At 59.4% G+C, this 15,649-nt stretch carries 14 protein-coding genes; 4 read left to right on the forward strand and 10 right to left on the reverse strand.

The features are described 5' to 3' along the window. Nucleotides 1-4: 4 nt before the first annotated feature. From HGO38_RS06635 to HGO38_RS06655, 5 genes are read right to left on the reverse strand one after another with little or no spacing between them, the layout of a single operon-like run. On the reverse strand, nucleotides 5-1,213 hold the full coding sequence (locus HGO38_RS06635; RefSeq protein WP_234625115.1) for a GIY-YIG nuclease family protein: 1,209 nt from the start codon (nucleotides 1,211-1,213) through the stop codon (nucleotides 5-7). After that, a complete protein-coding gene (locus tag HGO38_RS06640) occupies nucleotides 1,206-3,287 on the reverse strand; it encodes a pseudomurein-binding repeat-containing protein (RefSeq protein ID WP_234625116.1) in 2,082 nt (693 codons plus the stop codon). The genes HGO38_RS06635 and HGO38_RS06640 overlap by 8 nt, the downstream gene beginning before the upstream one ends. Further along, nucleotides 3,284-4,066: a hypothetical protein gene (locus tag HGO38_RS06645; RefSeq protein WP_234625117.1), complete on the reverse strand. Its 783-nt coding sequence runs from the start codon at nucleotides 4,064-4,066 to the stop codon at nucleotides 3,284-3,286. The genes HGO38_RS06640 and HGO38_RS06645 overlap by 4 nt, the downstream gene beginning before the upstream one ends. Further along, complete coding sequence (locus HGO38_RS06650) at nucleotides 4,063-6,840, reverse strand: class I SAM-dependent DNA methyltransferase (protein WP_234625118.1); 2,778 nt, start codon at nucleotides 6,838-6,840, stop codon at nucleotides 4,063-4,065. The genes HGO38_RS06645 and HGO38_RS06650 overlap by 4 nt, the downstream gene beginning before the upstream one ends. After that, complete coding sequence (locus HGO38_RS06655; protein ID WP_267967340.1) at nucleotides 6,821-7,129, reverse strand: HigA family addiction module antitoxin; 309 nt, start codon at nucleotides 7,127-7,129, stop codon at nucleotides 6,821-6,823. The genes HGO38_RS06650 and HGO38_RS06655 overlap by 20 nt, the downstream gene beginning before the upstream one ends. 327 nt (nucleotides 7,130-7,456) lie before the next feature. Between HGO38_RS06655 and HGO38_RS06660 the strand changes: the two genes are divergently transcribed. The 4 genes from HGO38_RS06660 to HGO38_RS06675 are packed head-to-tail and all read left to right on the forward strand — an operon-like array spanning nucleotide 7,457 to nucleotide 11,213. Beyond that, nucleotides 7,457-8,032 (forward strand): hypothetical protein, encoded by a 576-nt coding sequence (locus tag HGO38_RS06660; RefSeq protein WP_234625120.1) that lies wholly within the window; start codon nucleotides 7,457-7,459, stop codon nucleotides 8,030-8,032. Continuing rightward, nucleotides 8,029-9,414, forward strand: a complete 1,386-nt coding sequence (locus tag HGO38_RS06665; protein WP_234625121.1) for a 7-cyano-7-deazaguanine synthase — start codon at nucleotides 8,029-8,031, stop codon at nucleotides 9,412-9,414. Before HGO38_RS06660 ends, HGO38_RS06665 begins: the two co-directional genes overlap by 4 nt. Beyond that, on the forward strand, nucleotides 9,398-10,588 hold the full coding sequence (locus tag HGO38_RS06670; RefSeq protein WP_234625122.1) for an XRE family transcriptional regulator: 1,191 nt from the start codon (nucleotides 9,398-9,400) through the stop codon (nucleotides 10,586-10,588). Before HGO38_RS06665 ends, HGO38_RS06670 begins: the two co-directional genes overlap by 17 nt. Further along, on the forward strand, nucleotides 10,563-11,213 hold the full coding sequence (locus HGO38_RS06675) for a PIN domain-containing protein (RefSeq protein ID WP_234625123.1): 651 nt from the start codon (nucleotides 10,563-10,565) through the stop codon (nucleotides 11,211-11,213). The genes HGO38_RS06670 and HGO38_RS06675 overlap by 26 nt, the downstream gene beginning before the upstream one ends. A 274-nt stretch (nucleotides 11,214-11,487) precedes the next feature. Here HGO38_RS06675 and HGO38_RS06680 read toward each other — a convergent pair whose 3' ends face one another. The 5 genes from HGO38_RS06680 to HGO38_RS06700 all read right to left on the reverse strand — a co-directional run bounded on the left by HGO38_RS06680 (nucleotide 11,488) and on the right by HGO38_RS06700 (nucleotide 15,505). Then, nucleotides 11,488-12,051 carry a PIN domain-containing protein gene (locus tag HGO38_RS06680; RefSeq protein WP_250955114.1) on the reverse strand — a complete coding sequence of 188 codons (564 nt, stop codon included), beginning with the start codon at nucleotides 12,049-12,051 and terminating at the stop codon, nucleotides 11,488-11,490. Further along, on the reverse strand, nucleotides 12,048-12,272 hold the full coding sequence (locus HGO38_RS06685) for a hypothetical protein (protein WP_250955115.1): 225 nt from the start codon (nucleotides 12,270-12,272) through the stop codon (nucleotides 12,048-12,050). The genes HGO38_RS06680 and HGO38_RS06685 overlap by 4 nt, the downstream gene beginning before the upstream one ends. A gap of 211 nt (nucleotides 12,273-12,483) precedes the next feature. Continuing rightward, a complete protein-coding gene (locus HGO38_RS06690) occupies nucleotides 12,484-12,852 on the reverse strand; it encodes a response regulator (RefSeq protein ID WP_250955116.1) in 369 nt (122 codons plus the stop codon). 161 nt (nucleotides 12,853-13,013) lie between these two features. After that, the gene (locus tag HGO38_RS06695) at nucleotides 13,014-14,066 is read right to left on the reverse strand and encodes a sensor histidine kinase (protein ID WP_250955117.1); all 1,053 of its coding nucleotides are present in this window, start codon (nucleotides 14,064-14,066) and stop codon (nucleotides 13,014-13,016) included. Further along, nucleotides 14,063-15,505: a DUF7125 family protein gene (locus tag HGO38_RS06700; protein ID WP_250955118.1), complete on the reverse strand. Its 1,443-nt coding sequence runs from the start codon at nucleotides 15,503-15,505 to the stop codon at nucleotides 14,063-14,065. Before HGO38_RS06700 ends, HGO38_RS06695 begins: the two co-directional genes overlap by 4 nt. Between the last annotated feature and the right edge of the window lie 144 nt (nucleotides 15,506-15,649).

Raw genomic sequence — 15,649 nt, forward strand, 5'->3', positions numbered from 1 at the left:
CCTCCTATCCGACAGTTCGCGTGAGCGAGGCGGTCTTCGGGTCGTAGGCATAGCCGGTGATGGTTCCGTCCCTGATCTTCTCGATTGCTTCATCGACCACGAAAAGCGGCACAAGGAACCATTCTCGCGGGATGATCGGCATGCCGAAGCGATCCTTGATCTCGATGTCAAGGCGGGCCTTGCCGAAGATCCGATGGATCAGGTTCTCAAGCCGGGTGCGATTGATGTTGAATAGCTCGTAGGTCGCGACGACCTCGACATCGGCCATAAGGAAGGTCGGGTCGAGCTTCGCGTTGGCGAGGCGACGCGCGACGTCACCGCCGGTCACGCCGATCTTGTGCAGCACGTCACGATGCGCGGCAACGGCTGGATGATCGGATTTGCTACGCAGCACATAGACGATGCCGCTCGCCTCGTCTCCTTCCTCGCTCTGGTCGGCGAACAAGGGACCTGCTACCGGATCACTAATTCGCCTGCCGGCCTCGTCCTTATAAAGCGCCCGCTGAAGCGATCGCAAAAGCAGATCGCTTTCGGTTCCGTTGGAATAGATGACTCTGAGTCGCGCATCCGTTTCCCCATTCGGAGCCTTGAACGGCTCTCCGACCTCGGCGACGTAGGCGGTTTGTCCGCCAAGGACAAAAAACTGTCCCGCCTTGATTTCCGCTTTCAGGAAACCCGCGTCCTTCACAAACCGCCGTGTCATGCGAACGCCGTTTTGAAGATCGCGCTGCACCTGCTCGAACAACGGCTTGAACTGGTCGAAATCCTCGCATTGCTGGCGGTTGGCGATTTCCTCGGCCGCCCGCTTCTCTGCAGCCGACCGAACATGCCGGAGTTCCGTGATGTCGCTCGGCTCGTCGACCACCCCAAGCTGCGCGAGAAGCTCGTCATCGTCGAGGTCATCGGGCGCGCTGACAGGGGCAGGCTCCGTAGCACCTAGAAGCCCTTGATGATCGAGGCGTTCGATCACGGCGCGGCAATCGGCCCGCTCGCGCAGCCGATCGAGGCGCACCGCATATAGGCGCTCGAAGATGTCGCGGTGCTCACCGTGCTGCGGAGGCCGGCCGTGCTGCTCGACGAAACGCTGAATCTCCTCGAAGCCGGCGATAACGCGCTCTTCGCGCGGTGTCCGGCTGGATTCCTTCTTCGCCTCGACTTCTACGCCAAGCTCTTCGAGAAGCGCGTCATCCTCGTCGGTGAAGCCCTTAGCCACGCGCCGCCTCCGTCTTCATGCGTTGAAGGAACGCCACGCCTTCGGCCATGCGCTTTTCCCAGGCGTCGGGCGAGGTGATCGAGGGGAGTCGGCCACGCTCCTGCTTGAACTTCAAAGCCCGCTTGGCAAGCTCGCGCGCCTCCTCGATCGTCAGCGTGGCACGCTTGGCCCCGATCACGGCCGCGACCTGCTTTAGGCTCTCCTCGCTCATGGTCTTCGCGAGGATGGCATAGGCTTCGCCGAAGGGGTTGATACGGTCGATCAGGTCGATGTCCAGCTCGCGCACGTCCATTGCAAACTTGCGGACACCCTCGACGAAGGCCGTGTTCGGGCTCTTGTCGCCGTCGCCATCGGCTCCGCCCAAAGCGACTTCCTTGGCCTTCTGCGCAAGGTTCAGAGCGGCGACGGCGTGCTGGCGCACGGCCTCCTGATCCTCTTCGTCCAGCTCGGGAAACTTGTCCTTGATGATCTTGCCCATGCGTAGCTGGGTCAGCTCTTCTGCCAAGGTCTCGCCACCAGCGTGCTCGCCATCAAACAGGCCGCGCGTGATCGTCGTCTTGTCCTGCACGAAGGCGGCGATGACCTCGTTCAAGTCCTGCTGGCAGATGCGCTGCGCTTCCTCGCTCTTCGGCGCGACAAGACCTTTGATCTCGATCTGGAACTGCCCCGTCTCCTCGTTGAAGCCGACGTTGGTCTTATTGGGATCATAGCCGCCTTCGCCATAGTCGAAGCCGGGCGTCGGTCCGCTCTGCGGGTTCTTGGGCTTGAACTCGAAGCGCGGCGCAAGCACTTGCTCCATGAGCAGGCTTGCCGCGATGGCCTTCAGCGTGTCGTTGACCGCCTCGGTGACGGCTTCCTCGGAGGCGTCCGGCTCGGCAATCAGGTTGGTGAAGCGGGAGCGGGTCTTGCCCGGCGCGTCGCGGGTGGCGCGGCCGATAATCTGCACGATCTCGGTGAGGCTCGACCGATAGCCGACTGTCAGCGCGTGCTCGCACCAAATCCAGTCGAAGCCTTCCTTCGCCATGCCGAGCGCGATGATGATGTCCACATGGTCGCGGTTGTTCTTCTGTGCCGGGTCCTTCAGCGCGGCGGAAACCCGGTCCCGCTTGGCGGCGTCATCATCAACCAGGTCGGCAATCCGAAGGACGCGGCCTTCGGGCGTCTTAACCAGTTGGAAGCCGGTGGCGAGGTCTGCCCCCTGCCATTCGCCCAACTCCTCGATGATGTGCTCGACCTCCCTGATCTTGTCCTTCGTGCTCTCGCGCGAATTGACGGAGGGGATGTGGACTATCGTTTTTTCGGCGGGGTCGAGCACCTTCAGGATGTCGTCGGCATAGGAACCCGAATAGAAGAAATAGCCGATGTCGAGCTGCTTCAGATATTCGTAGCCATTGAGCTGCTCATAATAGGTGTAGGTGACGGTATCGAACTTCGACTCGTCCTGCGGGGCGAGCACGGCTTCGGCATCGCCCCGGAAATAGGAACCCGTCATCGCAACGATATGCACGCGGTCGCGGGCGATGAACTGGCCGAGATGCAGGCCGAGCTTGTTGTCGGGGTTGGCGGAAACGTGGTGGAATTCGTCAACGGCGATCAGCCGATCGTCGAAGGCTTCTACCCCGAACCTGTCCACGGCGAAGCGGAAGGTGGCATGGGTGCAGACCAGCACCTTGTCGTCGCTTTGCAGGAACGCCTCGACCGAATTGACCTTGCCGCCATTGTCCGATCCGGGCGCGTTGCAAAGGTTCCATTTCGGCGCGACGGTCCAGTCGGCCCAGAAGCCGAATTTCGTCAGCGGTTCGTCGTTGAAGCTGGCGCCGATGGATTTTTCCGGCACGACGATGATCGCCTGCTTGAGCCCCTGATTGTGAAGCTTGTCGAGGGCGATGAACATAAGCGCGCGGCTCTTGCCCGAAGCGGGCGGCGACTTGATGAGAAGATACTGCTCGCCCCGCTTCTCATAGGCGCGTTCCTGCATCGGGCGCATGCCAAGGGCATTGGCCTTGGTCGAGCTGCCGTTGCGGCCGTAAGAGACTGAAACAGACGGGACGGATTTATCGGCTCTATTGGTCATTTCTTACTCGCCTGTTGTGGATCGGCGCGGTCCTTCATGATGGCCTTGCCAAACCAATCCGGCACGTCAGTCATTTGGGAATCGATGACATTCTCTGGAACGTCCCGCCAGAACGCCAAGATCGCGTCCGAGAACGCCTGAAATTGATCGTCGCTCACCTTGAGGTGCGTGTGGTCACGATATTTTGTGTCTGAGAAAGCGCCGCCGGAGCCGTTGAACAGGTCATCAAGATATTCAGGAAAACTACTTTTCAACTCATCGAGAGATTTGCCCTCGCCGTGTTTGTAGACGTTGACCACAAGGCGGCACGCATCAAGCGTGCGGAAGTAGTCTGCATTGCGGACATTCCAGCCGAAGCTTTCTAGCAAGTCGGCGATCTGGCCGAAGTCAGCCGACCAGACCTTCAAGGTGGCGTTGTCGCCACGATGCCAATGCTGAATCTCACGTGCCAGCCAATCGCGTAGCTGCTTGTCCCACTCGTGGAACATCCCAGCGACGGCGCTCAAGCGGGTTTGCTCTCGCATGCCGCTCAAGAGCCCATAGAACTCGATGCCCACGTCGTTGGCTGCTTCATAGAAGTCGCCGGGGTCATGTCGGTCCGGGTCAAAGTGCTGACCACTTTGCTCCAGCCACTCCTCGGCTGCCTGGTCGGCATCAACCTCAATTTCGTCGAACTGCGAAAGCAAACGCTTCCGCGCCTGCTCGACATAGAACAAATGCCCCTTGATCAACGATTGCCGAAACGGTCCCCACATTTGGAACAACACATAGCTGCTCATGCCGACGCCGCCTTCCTGGCCTTGAGGGCCTTGCCTGGGGTGGCGGTTATCTTGGTGTAGAGGTCGAACAGCTTTTCCAGCCGCTCGGTATCGTTGCGGAACCGGCGGCCGATATAGATGCGCTCAAGCACCTCGTCGTTGCGCTCGTGGGCCTCCCGCAAGTCGGCGGGCATATTGTCGGGATTGTAGAGATCGGCGACCGTCGCCGGGAAATGCGCTTCACGCGCCAACAGGATGTCCTCGGCGCAACGCGTCAGGTCGGCTATGTTCTTCTCGGTGAGCGCGGGGACCGGGAAAGTGTTCCAGCCGAGGGTGTTGGAATATGCAAAATCGGTTCGCGTGCGCCCGCATACCGTCGCGATCCACATTACGTGAAGACGTGATGCTATGATCGATAGCAGCCAAATTGGTTCATCATATAGAGCAAAGCTTTGACTGCTGACCACGCCGCTAGCGTCGATAATCCCAACAGGCAGAAATTCTCGATTCTCTGACGTAATTCTCGGAAGAACGATAGTATGGTTTCGGGCTCGCCTCATCTCACGAAACTGATGAGCGCGATCGGCCATCTGGTTGGCGCTCTTATCTGGGCTCGCGAGCCTAAGAGCTTTCACCGCCTCTATCCGTTCAGCGACTGTTGGGTAGCTCATGGCTTCAGATAGATTTTTATCATCAATCCATAGGCAGTACACACTCTCTCCACGAATAAAATCTGCCGAACCGTAAATCCGTCGAATGATATTTCGTTTGCTCTCTTCTGGAAGGCCAAGTCCACCTATTTCATCACGGCTCATCCGCAGATGTCCGCCGTCCACCACCTTATTCCCGAAGATCATCTTTGGAATGGTAGAAATAGGGGAGCTTTCTTTGCTCACGATGATGTTGCGACCAGCCGCTAGGTACGCATTGATGTTGTCCGTCTGTTTCTCAATCGTTGTGCCGTTCTCGCCGATCGAAAATAGCCGCCGCAAATTGCCTGCGTGATTTGAGATGCCAATGATGGCAACCGTTACACCTGCATTATGGCTCGCCAGATTAGCCCACTTGAATGAGGTGTGTGCGAACGCGATCTCATGGCCGGTCTGCAAGATCAACGGCCAGAGGATTGGCACTTGCTGACCTTGGCAAATTGAATTGGTGGCCACAAAAGCAGAAATGGTATTAGTCTGCGTGCCGTAATCAGCAGCTTTCATGAACCAACCAGCGACATAATCGAGCGATTTCCAGCTCTTTGTGCGTCCATCGAAAATTTGCTGAAGGTCGTATTTCTGCTCGGCCGATTGCCATGTCGAGCCGAGATATGGCGGATTTCCGCAGATATACGTCTCTCCTCCTTCATTCTCGAAGTCGATCTGAGCCTGATCGAGCGGAGTGTGGAACAGATCATCAGCCTGGTGCTTCACGCCGGTCCCCGTGGACGGGCAGATACTCAGCCAATCCAGCCGCAGGGCGTTGCCGCACGTAATCCAGTTCTCGGCGTCCAGAGGCAGGAAGTCTCGCAGGGCCTCCTTTTGGCCGCGATAGAGCACGTCGCACTGATACTCGGCGATAATGAGTGCAAGGCGTGCGATCTCGGCCGGGAAGTCGCGCAGCTCGATCCCTCGAAAGTTTGTGAGCGGGATGTCGCTGCGCCGGTCGGCCTCGCCGCGGCGCTTGTCGATCTCAGCTTCGATCGCCCGCATCTGCTTGTAGGCGATGACAAGGAAGTTGCCGGAGCCGCAAGCCGGATCGAAGATCCTGATCCGCGACATGCGCTTGCGTAGGTTCAGCAACATGCGCGGATTGTCCCCGGCCTCGGCCAGCCGCGTGCGCAGGTCGTCGAGGAACAGCGGATTGAGCACCTTCAGGATGTTCGGAACGCTGGTATAGTGCATCCCGAGCGCGCCACGTTCCTCGTCCTCCGCGACGGCCTGAATCATCGAGCCGAAGATGTCGGGATTGATCTTCGTCCAGTCGAGATTGCCGATGTGGAGAAGGTAGGAGCGCGCGATGCGGCTGAAGCGCGGCACGTCCATGCTGCCGGAGAAGAGCCCGCCGTTCACATAGGGGAACTGGTCGGCCCAGCGGGGAATCCCTGCCGCAACGCGATCCGCGCTCTTCATATTCATGGCGCGGAACAACGTGCCGATCACCTCATGGGTGTTGGACGAGTCCTTGGCGCTCATTTGCTCGACGGTGGTGGTGAAGCGCCGCGTGCCGCCGAAGATGTCGGTGTCCTCCGCGAAGAAGCAGAAGATCAGCCGCGCCATGAAATGATTCATGTCAGGCCGGCGTTCGGCCGTTCCCCATTCGGGATTGTCCCTCAGAAGCTCGACATAGAGGCGGTTCAGGCGGCTGGTCGCCCGGATATCGAAGGAACTGTCGCGTACCTGCTTCACGGTGGTGATGCCGGCGAGCGGCAGGAAAAAGCCGAAATGGTCGGGGAAGTCGGCAAAGGCGCAGACGACCGTCTCGCCCGATGCCAAGTCCTCGGCCTCGAACGTGTCGCCATCGGTCGCCTGCACGAATCTCGCCTTCGCCCGCGTCGTTGCCGGGCTGGCCTTCAGCGCAGCAAGGGTGTTCGTCACCTCGCCGGGTGCGGCGACGGCGATATGGATGTTGTTGGTCTGAAGGACGCCGCCAAGGTCGGACTTGTTCGACTCGCCCTTGCGCAGCCGCTTGAGAGTCGTTTCCTTGTTCCCGAAGGCTTGCAGGAAGAGATAAGGAAACTCCCCCGCGTCGAACGGCTGCTCTGCGAGCGCCGATATGGCCTCTTCAATCTCGACGGCGTTCATGCATCCCCCCGCTTTCCGTAGCCGAGGCGCGGAAAGGCTCGACCTTGATCTTGTTGGCCCGGTGCATGACCTCGGCCAACTCATAGTCGAGCTGCCGGATCAGCCATTCGCGGGCTGGCGTGCCGAACGCCTTTTCCAGCCGGATGGCCATCTCGGGCGAGATTCCCGACCGGGCATTCAGCAAATTGCTGAGGGTTTGCCGATCGACGCCGAGGATTCGGGCGGCGTCGGTTACGCTCAACCCGTTCTTTTCAACGCAATCTTGCCGGACGGCCGTTCCTGGGTGCATCGCCTGTCGATTCGTATCGCCCTTCGTTCATGCAGGACTACAGTGATAATCGACACTGGGCAAGTTCCTCCAGGCCCGGCCTGCTATCAGGCCATTGGATTCACAGACTTATTTTCTTTGGCCAACGGTGTCCGGTACCGCAACGTGATCGGGCTTCCTAGAAGTCCGATACGCTTTATGGCTGGCTCATTCGTGACCAAAGCCGTCGGTGGATCGCGATGTTGGTCTGCGACGATGGCATTCCACTGGTCCAAAATGTCAGGACATATCCATTAAATATTGACTTTGTCAGATTACGTGCCTATGTTGCCGACATGGGAGGCGATCATGACTGATGGACCATTCAGAAATGCGGAACTGCCCAGCCGCTGGAAGCGCTACGGCCAGGAACTGGTCAGTGATGCCGCGAGCCCGGAAGAGCGCACGATGCATGCGTGCCACAGCATGATTGGTGACGTGGACATGAAGGCATTCAGTCCTCTTTTCGATGAACTCAAAGCTCACGCCGGGCGTGCCCAAATGGACCTGGACCCTGTCACGACGGTCGAAACGATTTTCGACAATCATGCGCCGTTGCCTTTGACGGACGCCCTACAACGGCATTTGATAGCCAACCTCCAAGATCAAATGTCTCCCGACAAGGCCCTCGGTGAGGCGCTCGAAAGCACGGCAAAAGAGTGGATCGGCATTACCAAGAACCGCCTCGACGAAGAATGCATCCGTGCCCGCGAACTCGGCGATATGAGCCGAGAAGAGTACCGGAAGGGAATCGAGCGGAACCGCGAGACGTTCGCTGCGATCAAGTCCAGTGAACTCAGCGACGCCTTAGCAACGGGCAACAAGCGCGCTTTCAGTCAGGCAGTTCAGAAGAAAGCCGGCGTAGACGCGGGGCCCGAGGAGTGAGCACCCATCCGAACAAGTCATCGATGCCAAACAAGCGCCTGTTCGTTATCGAGAAGGGGCAGAAGCCGGGCCGCACCGTCCCGAAGGACGCGGCGACCGCAGAGGTCGGCCGGCACATTCGTTTCGACGCAGCGGTTCTGGATACCTTCGACGTGAAGGGGTGCGAACCGCTGCATTACGACTTGCTGGTCCTCTGTGCCGCCGTCGAGTTCGCTGACCGTCGTTGGAAGCGTCCGCTGGGCTGGCGCCGCACCTTGGATGTGACCCTTCCAGTTATCGACTTCAAGAGTTGGCAGAAGCCGGATGTCCTGAAGAGCCTTCATAGCGTCTTGAACCATCTGACCGGCGACTCGTGGCGATTTACCTTCGTTCAGGCGAAGAACCTGTCGCCTATCGGCTCGCGGCAGATGCCGCTGGACTTCGGCAAGACCAAAACCTTCGCTGTCGCCTATAGCGATGGTTTGGATTCCCGTGCCGTCTCAGCTCTCAGCGGGGACAAGGAACAGGCGCTCTGTATTCGCGTCGCCGGCAATCGCCAGCGCCGGAAAAATGGTGACAGCTATTTCACGCGAATTCCGTTCAAGGTTAAGGGGTACCGCGGCAACGAAAGCAGCTTCCGCTCGCGCGGATTCCAGTTTGCGGCGGTGACGGCGATTGCCGCGCAGCTCTCAAGCGTGCCGCGTATCGTAGTTCCGGAGAGCGGCCAGGGCGCGCTTGGTCCCGTGCTGCTTCCGCTGCACAACATCTACGCCGACTATCGTAACCATCCGACGTTCTTCCGGAAGATGGAGCGGTTCATCAAGGCATTGCAGGGCTACCGGGTCCAGTTTGAGCAGCCGCGTCTGTGGTCTACGAAAGGCCAGACGCTACGCGCATTTTTGGGCATAGCCGGAAAGTCCGAAGGGCATCTGACGAGTACCCATTCCTGTTGGCAGACCCGCCGGATCGTCAATGTAGGTGGCAAGAAGCAGTGTGGCCTGTGCGCTGCCTGCATGCTGAGACGCCTCAGCATGCATGCCGCTGGCGTCAACGAGGCACCTCGAACGTATGTCGTGTCCGACCTTGCCGCGTCTGACGCTGGCGATGCTCTGTCGGTCATACCCCAGAAGGCTGATCGGGACATCATGGTCGAGTACGGAAGCGTCGGTGTGCGCCACCTGCAGCATCTCGCGGACATGAGCGGCTTGCCTGACGACGACCTTCGCGTTCACGCCTGGCAAATCGCGGCCGCAATAGGGGAAAGCTACGAGGAAGCTCTGAAGAAACTGAGGACGATGTTGGTAACGCATGCCGAGGAATGGCGGGCATTTCTGTCCGCACAAGGAGAACAAAGCTTCTTGAAGAGCTGGATGGATGGAGGGCGCTATGGGCGATCTGAATGAGCTGAGCGCACAGGAAATTGGACGTCGGCTACGGATAGCACGGGAGAATGCAGAAATCCGCCAGGATGACGCGGCTCAAGTCATCGGCATGTCCCGCCCAACGCTGGTATCAATCGAGAAGGGTGTGCGCCGGGTGCGCATTCAGGAAATCCAGATGCTCGCCCGCCACTACGGCGTATCGGTGAACGCACTCCTCCGCCGAGAAGCTGTGCATACCGATCTGATGCCCCGCTTCCGCAAATTGCGGGAAACCGAGGACGCACACACCAACGAAGCCGTTCAGTTGTTCAACGACCTAATCAAAGCCGACGTTGAACTGGAGAACATCCTCGGCATCCAGCGGCGGCGAAATTATCCCCCGGAGCGCGGCATCAACGAGGGCGACGTTGTGGCCCTGGCCGAAAAGCATGCGAAGGATTTGCGCGACTGGCTGGGTCTTGGTCCGGGACCGATTGCTGACATCTTCTCGGTCATCGACCTGGGTCTCGGCATCCGGTTGTATCAGCGCCGGCTTTCTTCCGGTTCGAAGGTTGCCGGTCTTTTCACCTACGATGAAAGCGTCGGCGCGTGCATTCTTCTCAATGCCAACCATCCATTGCCGCGGCGCATCCAGTCCGCGGCGCATGAACTCGGCCACTTCTATGGCACCCGCCAGACTCCGGAGGTGCTTGAAGACGATGAGAAATTCCTGTCACGCGATGAGCGTTATGCTAACGCTTTTGGCCGTGCATTCGTGACGCCAGCCGAGAGTTTCTCGGAAAGCTTCCGCCAACTGAAGGAGATCACCGGCAAAACGACCCGGCGTCTGATCATTCTCCTCGCCCAACAGTATAATATCTCGCGCCAAGCGTGCGCTCTCCGACTCGAGGAATTAGGCCTTGCCAAGAAGGGCACCTGGGCCTGGTTCGAAAACAACGGCGGCATCACCGATGAGCATGTCCAGGAGGTTCTCGGCGAAATGACCGATCGCCGCGATCCAGCGAAGAGCGACGCGGACCGGCCCATTTCCCACCGCATGAGCCTGATGGCGCATGCCGCCTGGAAGCGTGAACTGATGTCTGAAGGACAGTTGGCGGAACTATTAAAGGTGGGCCGAGTGGAGCTTCGCGGCATTATTGACCAGATCGAGCTTGAGGAAAGAGAGACGGATGAGTTGCTCAAGCTCCCTGATTGATATCGCGGATCCGCTTGTTCTCGACACGAGTGTTCTGATCAATCTTCACGCTTGCAAGCATGGCGAGCGCATCCTCACGGCCATCCCTAACGATATCGTCGTGCCGGAGATTGTGGCTGGAGAACTGGAGCACGAGACGAGCCGCCGTAACGGCGAGCACAGCTTTCTGCACGGCCTCGTGACGGGTGGAATCGTGACTCTCGCCAATATAACCGACGTGGAATACGAGATATTCCACGAACTCACGTCGACCTCGCCTTCGCTGGACGACGGCGAGGCCGCGACGATCGCGGTCGCCGCCTCTCGATGTCTCCTGCCGGTTATTGATGAACGAAAGGGGCGTACCCGCGCCGGCATCCTAATGAAAGCGCGACCGCCTGGCTGGTCGTTAGACCTCTTTTGTCATCCGACGGCCATCGCCGACCTCGGCGATCAACCTGCCGTCGAAGCGCTGTATCTCGCCCTTCGCGACGGTCGTATGCGAATCCCATCGGAAAGGGCGGACGACGTCATCGCGCTCATCGGCCTGGAGCGTTCACGCAGTTGCACGTGCCTTCCTGGGTATCGAGAACGATTTAGTCTGGGACGGGATGTTCTGGACGCTCTCGAAACGCCGCCAGCTTAGAGCTATGCGAACTTGCGAAACATTGCGACGGCCGCTTTTTCACCCCGCAGCTTTTGCAGCCTTGGATCTGAAGTGCGCTAAAGTGGGTATTGTCGCTCAATCGACTCAAAGGAGAGCTGTGGAGGGCATTAGAGGGCGATAGCGTAGACATAGTTCTCATCATCGCCTGAGACGGCGCGCCATTTTCATAAAATCCAGGTCAGCCAATCGCTTGTTGCACACCTCTGGCCAGAGGACCATTGGCACCGAATATTCCGCGATAGCCACGCCGTGCTTACCAGTTGGTTTTCGATGACTGAACCTGACCTGGTTGATCGACCTCTTCTTCGGATGGCTCGCGTCCTGCAGCCTTGATCGCCTGCCAGACAGCGGATGCATCTTCAACAAGCTTCCTATCCTGAAGACCATAGAGGAAGCTTTTCGTCGACACGACGTGCACGTTTTCTGGAATGACGAACCGCTTCCTCTTGAAGTCGGAATCTTCATAGATGAGGAGAGCAGCCGTATCCTCAAAGCGCACCTCGAATTCAGTGAGGAATTCGGAGATGGCCGCTTCGCCCAAACTGGATTGCCGCATTCCGAGGCGGCCGCCTTCGCGGGCAAAGCGTGCGTTTTCCCCTGTCTCCGTCTCGGCGATGTGAATGAGGTCAGAATTCTCGGCGACAAATTCCGCGATGAGCATGGCGTCAGGTTTGTCTCTGTTGCGGGTTGCCTCCCAGTAGACCTGATCCATCACATAAACGGGCAAACCCAGAGCCGTTAGCAAGTCAAGCCGATCTGCTTTGGCCAGGCTGATCAGCGGGCCTGCGTCCGGCACGACGATGACGACGTTCGTCATACACCCATGGCACCCAGGAAGTCGGACATTTTCCGTCCAGCGGCTTCAGCCTCTTCATCGCTGATTTCCGGAATGGAAAGGCGGCGCTGCGCCAGCAGATCCCATAGATCCGAGTAGTCGACATCGAGCAGTTGCATGGCGCGCTGCCGGCTGATGCGTCCTTCGGAAAAGTCGATCAGCGTCTCTTCGACGGTCGGACCATCCTCTTTAGGGTTGAGCATAGCGGTTACCTCTCTGGATACCCGTATCATAGTCCCAATGGCCGCTCCAATCAAACAGCATCCATACTGATGGGTTCGGCTGGCTTTGAGATCCGGACTTATCGTGCATGAGTGCACGCTTTTGTCGGAAGATTTGAAAATTCAACGAAAAAACGAGCCAGAATCCGCGTTTATGTGGCTCATCGATAAAAAATCCCAAACCTCCGATGCCCTACGCCCCCACCATCTCCAGCATCGTGCTGACCACGCGCGCATGGTCATAGGGCTTGCTGAAGAACCGGCCTTTGACCGGCAGCGCGTCATCGGTAAGGTTGCGGTGGCCCGAGGTCACGATGATCTGGACGGGGGGCCAGCGGTCGCGCACGGCGACGGCGAGTTTCAGGCCGTCCATGCTGCCCGGCATGTCGATATCGGTGAACAGAAGCCTGATATCGGAATGGGTGTTCAGCAGGACGATCGCATCGTCCGCATTGGCGGCTTCGTAGACGGTGAAACCCTCGTCGGTCAGCGACATGGCGATATCCATGCGGATAAGCGTCTCGTCCTCCACAACAAGCACTGCAATCCCATTATGCGCCATCCGTCGTCTCCGCCTTTTACGCCGTAGCTATTGTTTTTAATCAGTCGGACGAACAGGTGTAACGCATGCGTGGCTGGAATGATCCGTCGGGAAACGGCTCTTTGTTTGCACCGCCAGCGCCGCCGCTGTGGCGGTACAAACGATCGGCAGGCGGCGCGACCCTACGCCTCATGGCTGGACGGCGCTAGACGCGACAGCGGGCCGCTGGCGCTGCAGCGAAACCCGGATGGCGCAAAGACGATCTCGGGACTTTTGCCGAACAGGCCCGCCAGCGCCGAGCGCACATAGCGTGTGCCATAGCCCTGGCGCGTCGGCTCGCGGACGGCGGGACCGCCCCTTTCGATCCAGGTCAACGACAGCGCGGGATCATCACCATCTGAAACGTCCCAGAGGATGTCGACCTGTCCGTCGGCATGGGAGAGCGCGCCGTATTTGATGGCATTGGTGATCAGTTCGTGCAGGCAGAGCGCGATCGTCGTGCCGCCCTGGCGGTTCACCGTCACATCCGGCCCGGCGACATGAATGCGCCGCACGCCATCGCTGTAATAGGGAGATACCGTCAACTCGACGACGGAGCAGAGCAGCACCTCCTCGCCTCCCGCCTCGAACACGGCGGTATGCACATTGGACAGGGCCTGCAGGCGACCGGTGAAATCGTGCGCCAGATCCTCGACCGTCGCCGCGCCGCGCCGCGTCATCTGGAAAATCGAGGTGACGCTGGCCAGGATGTTTTTCACGCGGTGGTTCAGTTCCAGGCGCAGTTCCCGTTCGCGCTCAATGGAATCGCGCACCTGGCGCTGGCGCAGCCGCACCAGCAGATTGGACTGGATGCCGTTGACGAGTTCCAGCGGCGCGATCGGACGGGTGTGGAACAGCAGACGCGACCCGGTCCAACAGCCGGCCAGATGGCTGCGGATGCGGGAAATCGGCGCCGCACGCTCCAGAAGCACGAAGATCGGCACTTCCGACCAGTCGGGCTGCGTGGCCAGATGTTCGGCAATCCTTGCCACCACATCCGCATTCAGCGCCTCGTGCGAGACGACGATAATGCCCGGCGAGAGCGCCAAGTGCTCATTCAGATCGTCGGCCGGCCGGCCGGTCCTGACCTCGATAGCCTGCTCGCGCAGAAACGCCGCGATATAGTCGGCATCCTTGCGAAAGGGCGCAACAACCAGCACCCAGTCGAGCTCGCTGCCGCTCGCAACCGCGTTCATTTCGGGTCCGGCAGAGGGTTATAGGCGACAACGCTGACGCTGCCGCTCTCGATCTGCAATTCGCGAATGTTCAGGTCATGCGGACCATGGCGCTTCTTCACCACGGTGATGTTGCGCCGCAGGCGCCCCTCATGCTCGACGATGCGCAGCAGCAGGACCGTATCGCCCAGAAAACTGACATCGACATCGAGACTGACATTCTGGCCGATCAGCCCATGCTGGGCGACGATCAGCATCGTCAGCACGCCGGAGCGCGCCAGATACTTCAGCAGCGACTGGATATCGCGCACCGCCTTCTCGCGATGCGGCAGCGAGTTCAGATAGCCGGTCAGGCTGTCGATCACCACGACGCGCACCTTGTTCTCGGTGACGGCCTCCTGGACGATCTTGCCGAATTCGCCGGGGGATATTTCGTTGGGATTGAAGTCGCGCAGGATCAGCTTGCCGTCTTTATGAAACTGCCGCAGCTCCATGCCGAGGCCCTCGGAGCGCCGGAAGAAGGTTTCGAGCCGTTCCTCGAACAAAAACAGCGCGACACTCTCGCCGCGCTCCAGCGCCGCCGTTGCATACAGCGACGACATGGTCGATTTGCCGGTGCCGGACTGGCCGATCACCAGGGTCGTCGTGCCCGCCTCCTGGCCGCCCCCGAACATATCGTCCAGTTCGGCAACGCCCGATTTGATCAGCTGCGGCTTGCCGCTGTCAGACGCGGTGTTCGGCATGATGCGCGGAAACACCACCACCCCCTCGCCTTCGCGGATCGCCATGTCGTGATAGCCGTCTGCAACCGGCACGCCGCGCATTTTCGACACCTCGACGCGGCGGCGCACGCCGCCATAGTCCTCCAGCGACTTGTCAAACCGGATCACGCCATGGGCCAGCCCCTCGACCTCCTCGCCGCTGCGGTCACAGCCGGCCGACTGTGTATCGAGCAGCAACGCCACGACATTCTGCTTGGCCAGGAAGGATTTGAAGCCGATCAGCTCGCGGCGGAAGCGGGGCGAGTCACCGGTGATCAGGCGGATCTCCAGGAGGGAATCATAGACAAGGCGGCGGGGCTTGTGCTCCACGATCGCCGCCTCGATGGCCTTGCGCGTCTCGTCGAGGCGCAGATCGGTGGTCAGGAATATGCTCTGGTCATCGGCTTCGTTGACGGTGCCCGACGTCGACAGCTCTTCGACGCGAATGCCATCGAGCGTCCAGCCATGCGACCGGGCAATCGCCTCGAGTTCGGCAGCGGTCTGCGACAGCGTGACATAGATGCAGCTTTCGCCGGCCTCGACACCGGCCCGCAGGAACTGCAGCGCCGCCGTCGTCTTGCCCGAGCCGGGAGCGCCCTGCAGCATATAGAGATTGGACACCGGCAGGCCGCCCCGCACGATCTCGTCAAGTCCGGCGATCCCAGTGCTGACCACTGACGTCTTTCTCCGCTTCGTCATTACGTCACATTCCACAAAAAGACTGTTGGCACATTCTTAAAAACAGCGGCAGGGATCTACCCTTGCACCATGCTTGGCCCGTTATATGGGCCTTCTCGAAATATTGACAATGTCGGGCAGCCTGTTGACCGCGACCGGTTGTAT

The sequence above is a fragment of the Rhizobium sp. CG5 genome (assembly GCF_023701945.1).
Taxonomy (GTDB): domain Bacteria; phylum Pseudomonadota; class Alphaproteobacteria; order Rhizobiales; family Rhizobiaceae; genus Allorhizobium.

Bases quoted from the DNA above. Each gene is read 5' to 3' on its own strand.
- HGO38_RS06700 (WP_250955118.1), bottom strand. From the start codon at position 15,505: ATGACGAAGCGGAGAAAGACGTCAGTGGTCAGCACTGGGATCGCCGGA.
- HGO38_RS06670 (WP_234625122.1), top strand. From the start codon at position 9,398: ATGGGCGATCTGAATGAGCTGAGCGCACAGGAAATTGGACGTCGGCTA.
- HGO38_RS06695 (WP_250955117.1), bottom strand. From the start codon at position 14,066: ATGAACGCGGTTGCGAGCGGCAGCGAGCTCGACTGGGTGCTGGTTGTT.
- HGO38_RS06650 (WP_234625118.1), bottom strand. From the start codon at position 6,840: ATGAACGCCGTCGAGATTGAAGAGGCCATATCGGCGCTCGCAGAGCAG.
- HGO38_RS06655 (WP_267967340.1), bottom strand. From the start codon at position 7,129: ATGCACCCAGGAACGGCCGTCCGGCAAGATTGCGTTGAAAAGAACGGG.
- HGO38_RS06690 (WP_250955116.1), bottom strand. From the start codon at position 12,852: ATGGCGCATAATGGGATTGCAGTGCTTGTTGTGGAGGACGAGACGCTT.
- HGO38_RS06675 (WP_234625123.1), top strand. From the start codon at position 10,563: ATGAGTTGCTCAAGCTCCCTGATTGATATCGCGGATCCGCTTGTTCTC.
- HGO38_RS06645 (WP_234625117.1), bottom strand. From the start codon at position 4,066: ATGAGCAGCTATGTGTTGTTCCAAATGTGGGGACCGTTTCGGCAATCG.
- HGO38_RS06680 (WP_250955114.1), bottom strand. From the start codon at position 12,051: ATGACGAACGTCGTCATCGTCGTGCCGGACGCAGGCCCGCTGATCAGC.
- HGO38_RS06660 (WP_234625120.1), top strand. From the start codon at position 7,457: ATGACTGATGGACCATTCAGAAATGCGGAACTGCCCAGCCGCTGGAAG.
- HGO38_RS06640 (WP_234625116.1), bottom strand. From the start codon at position 3,287: ATGACCAATAGAGCCGATAAATCCGTCCCGTCTGTTTCAGTCTCTTAC.
- HGO38_RS06685 (WP_250955115.1), bottom strand. From the start codon at position 12,272: ATGCTCAACCCTAAAGAGGATGGTCCGACCGTCGAAGAGACGCTGATC.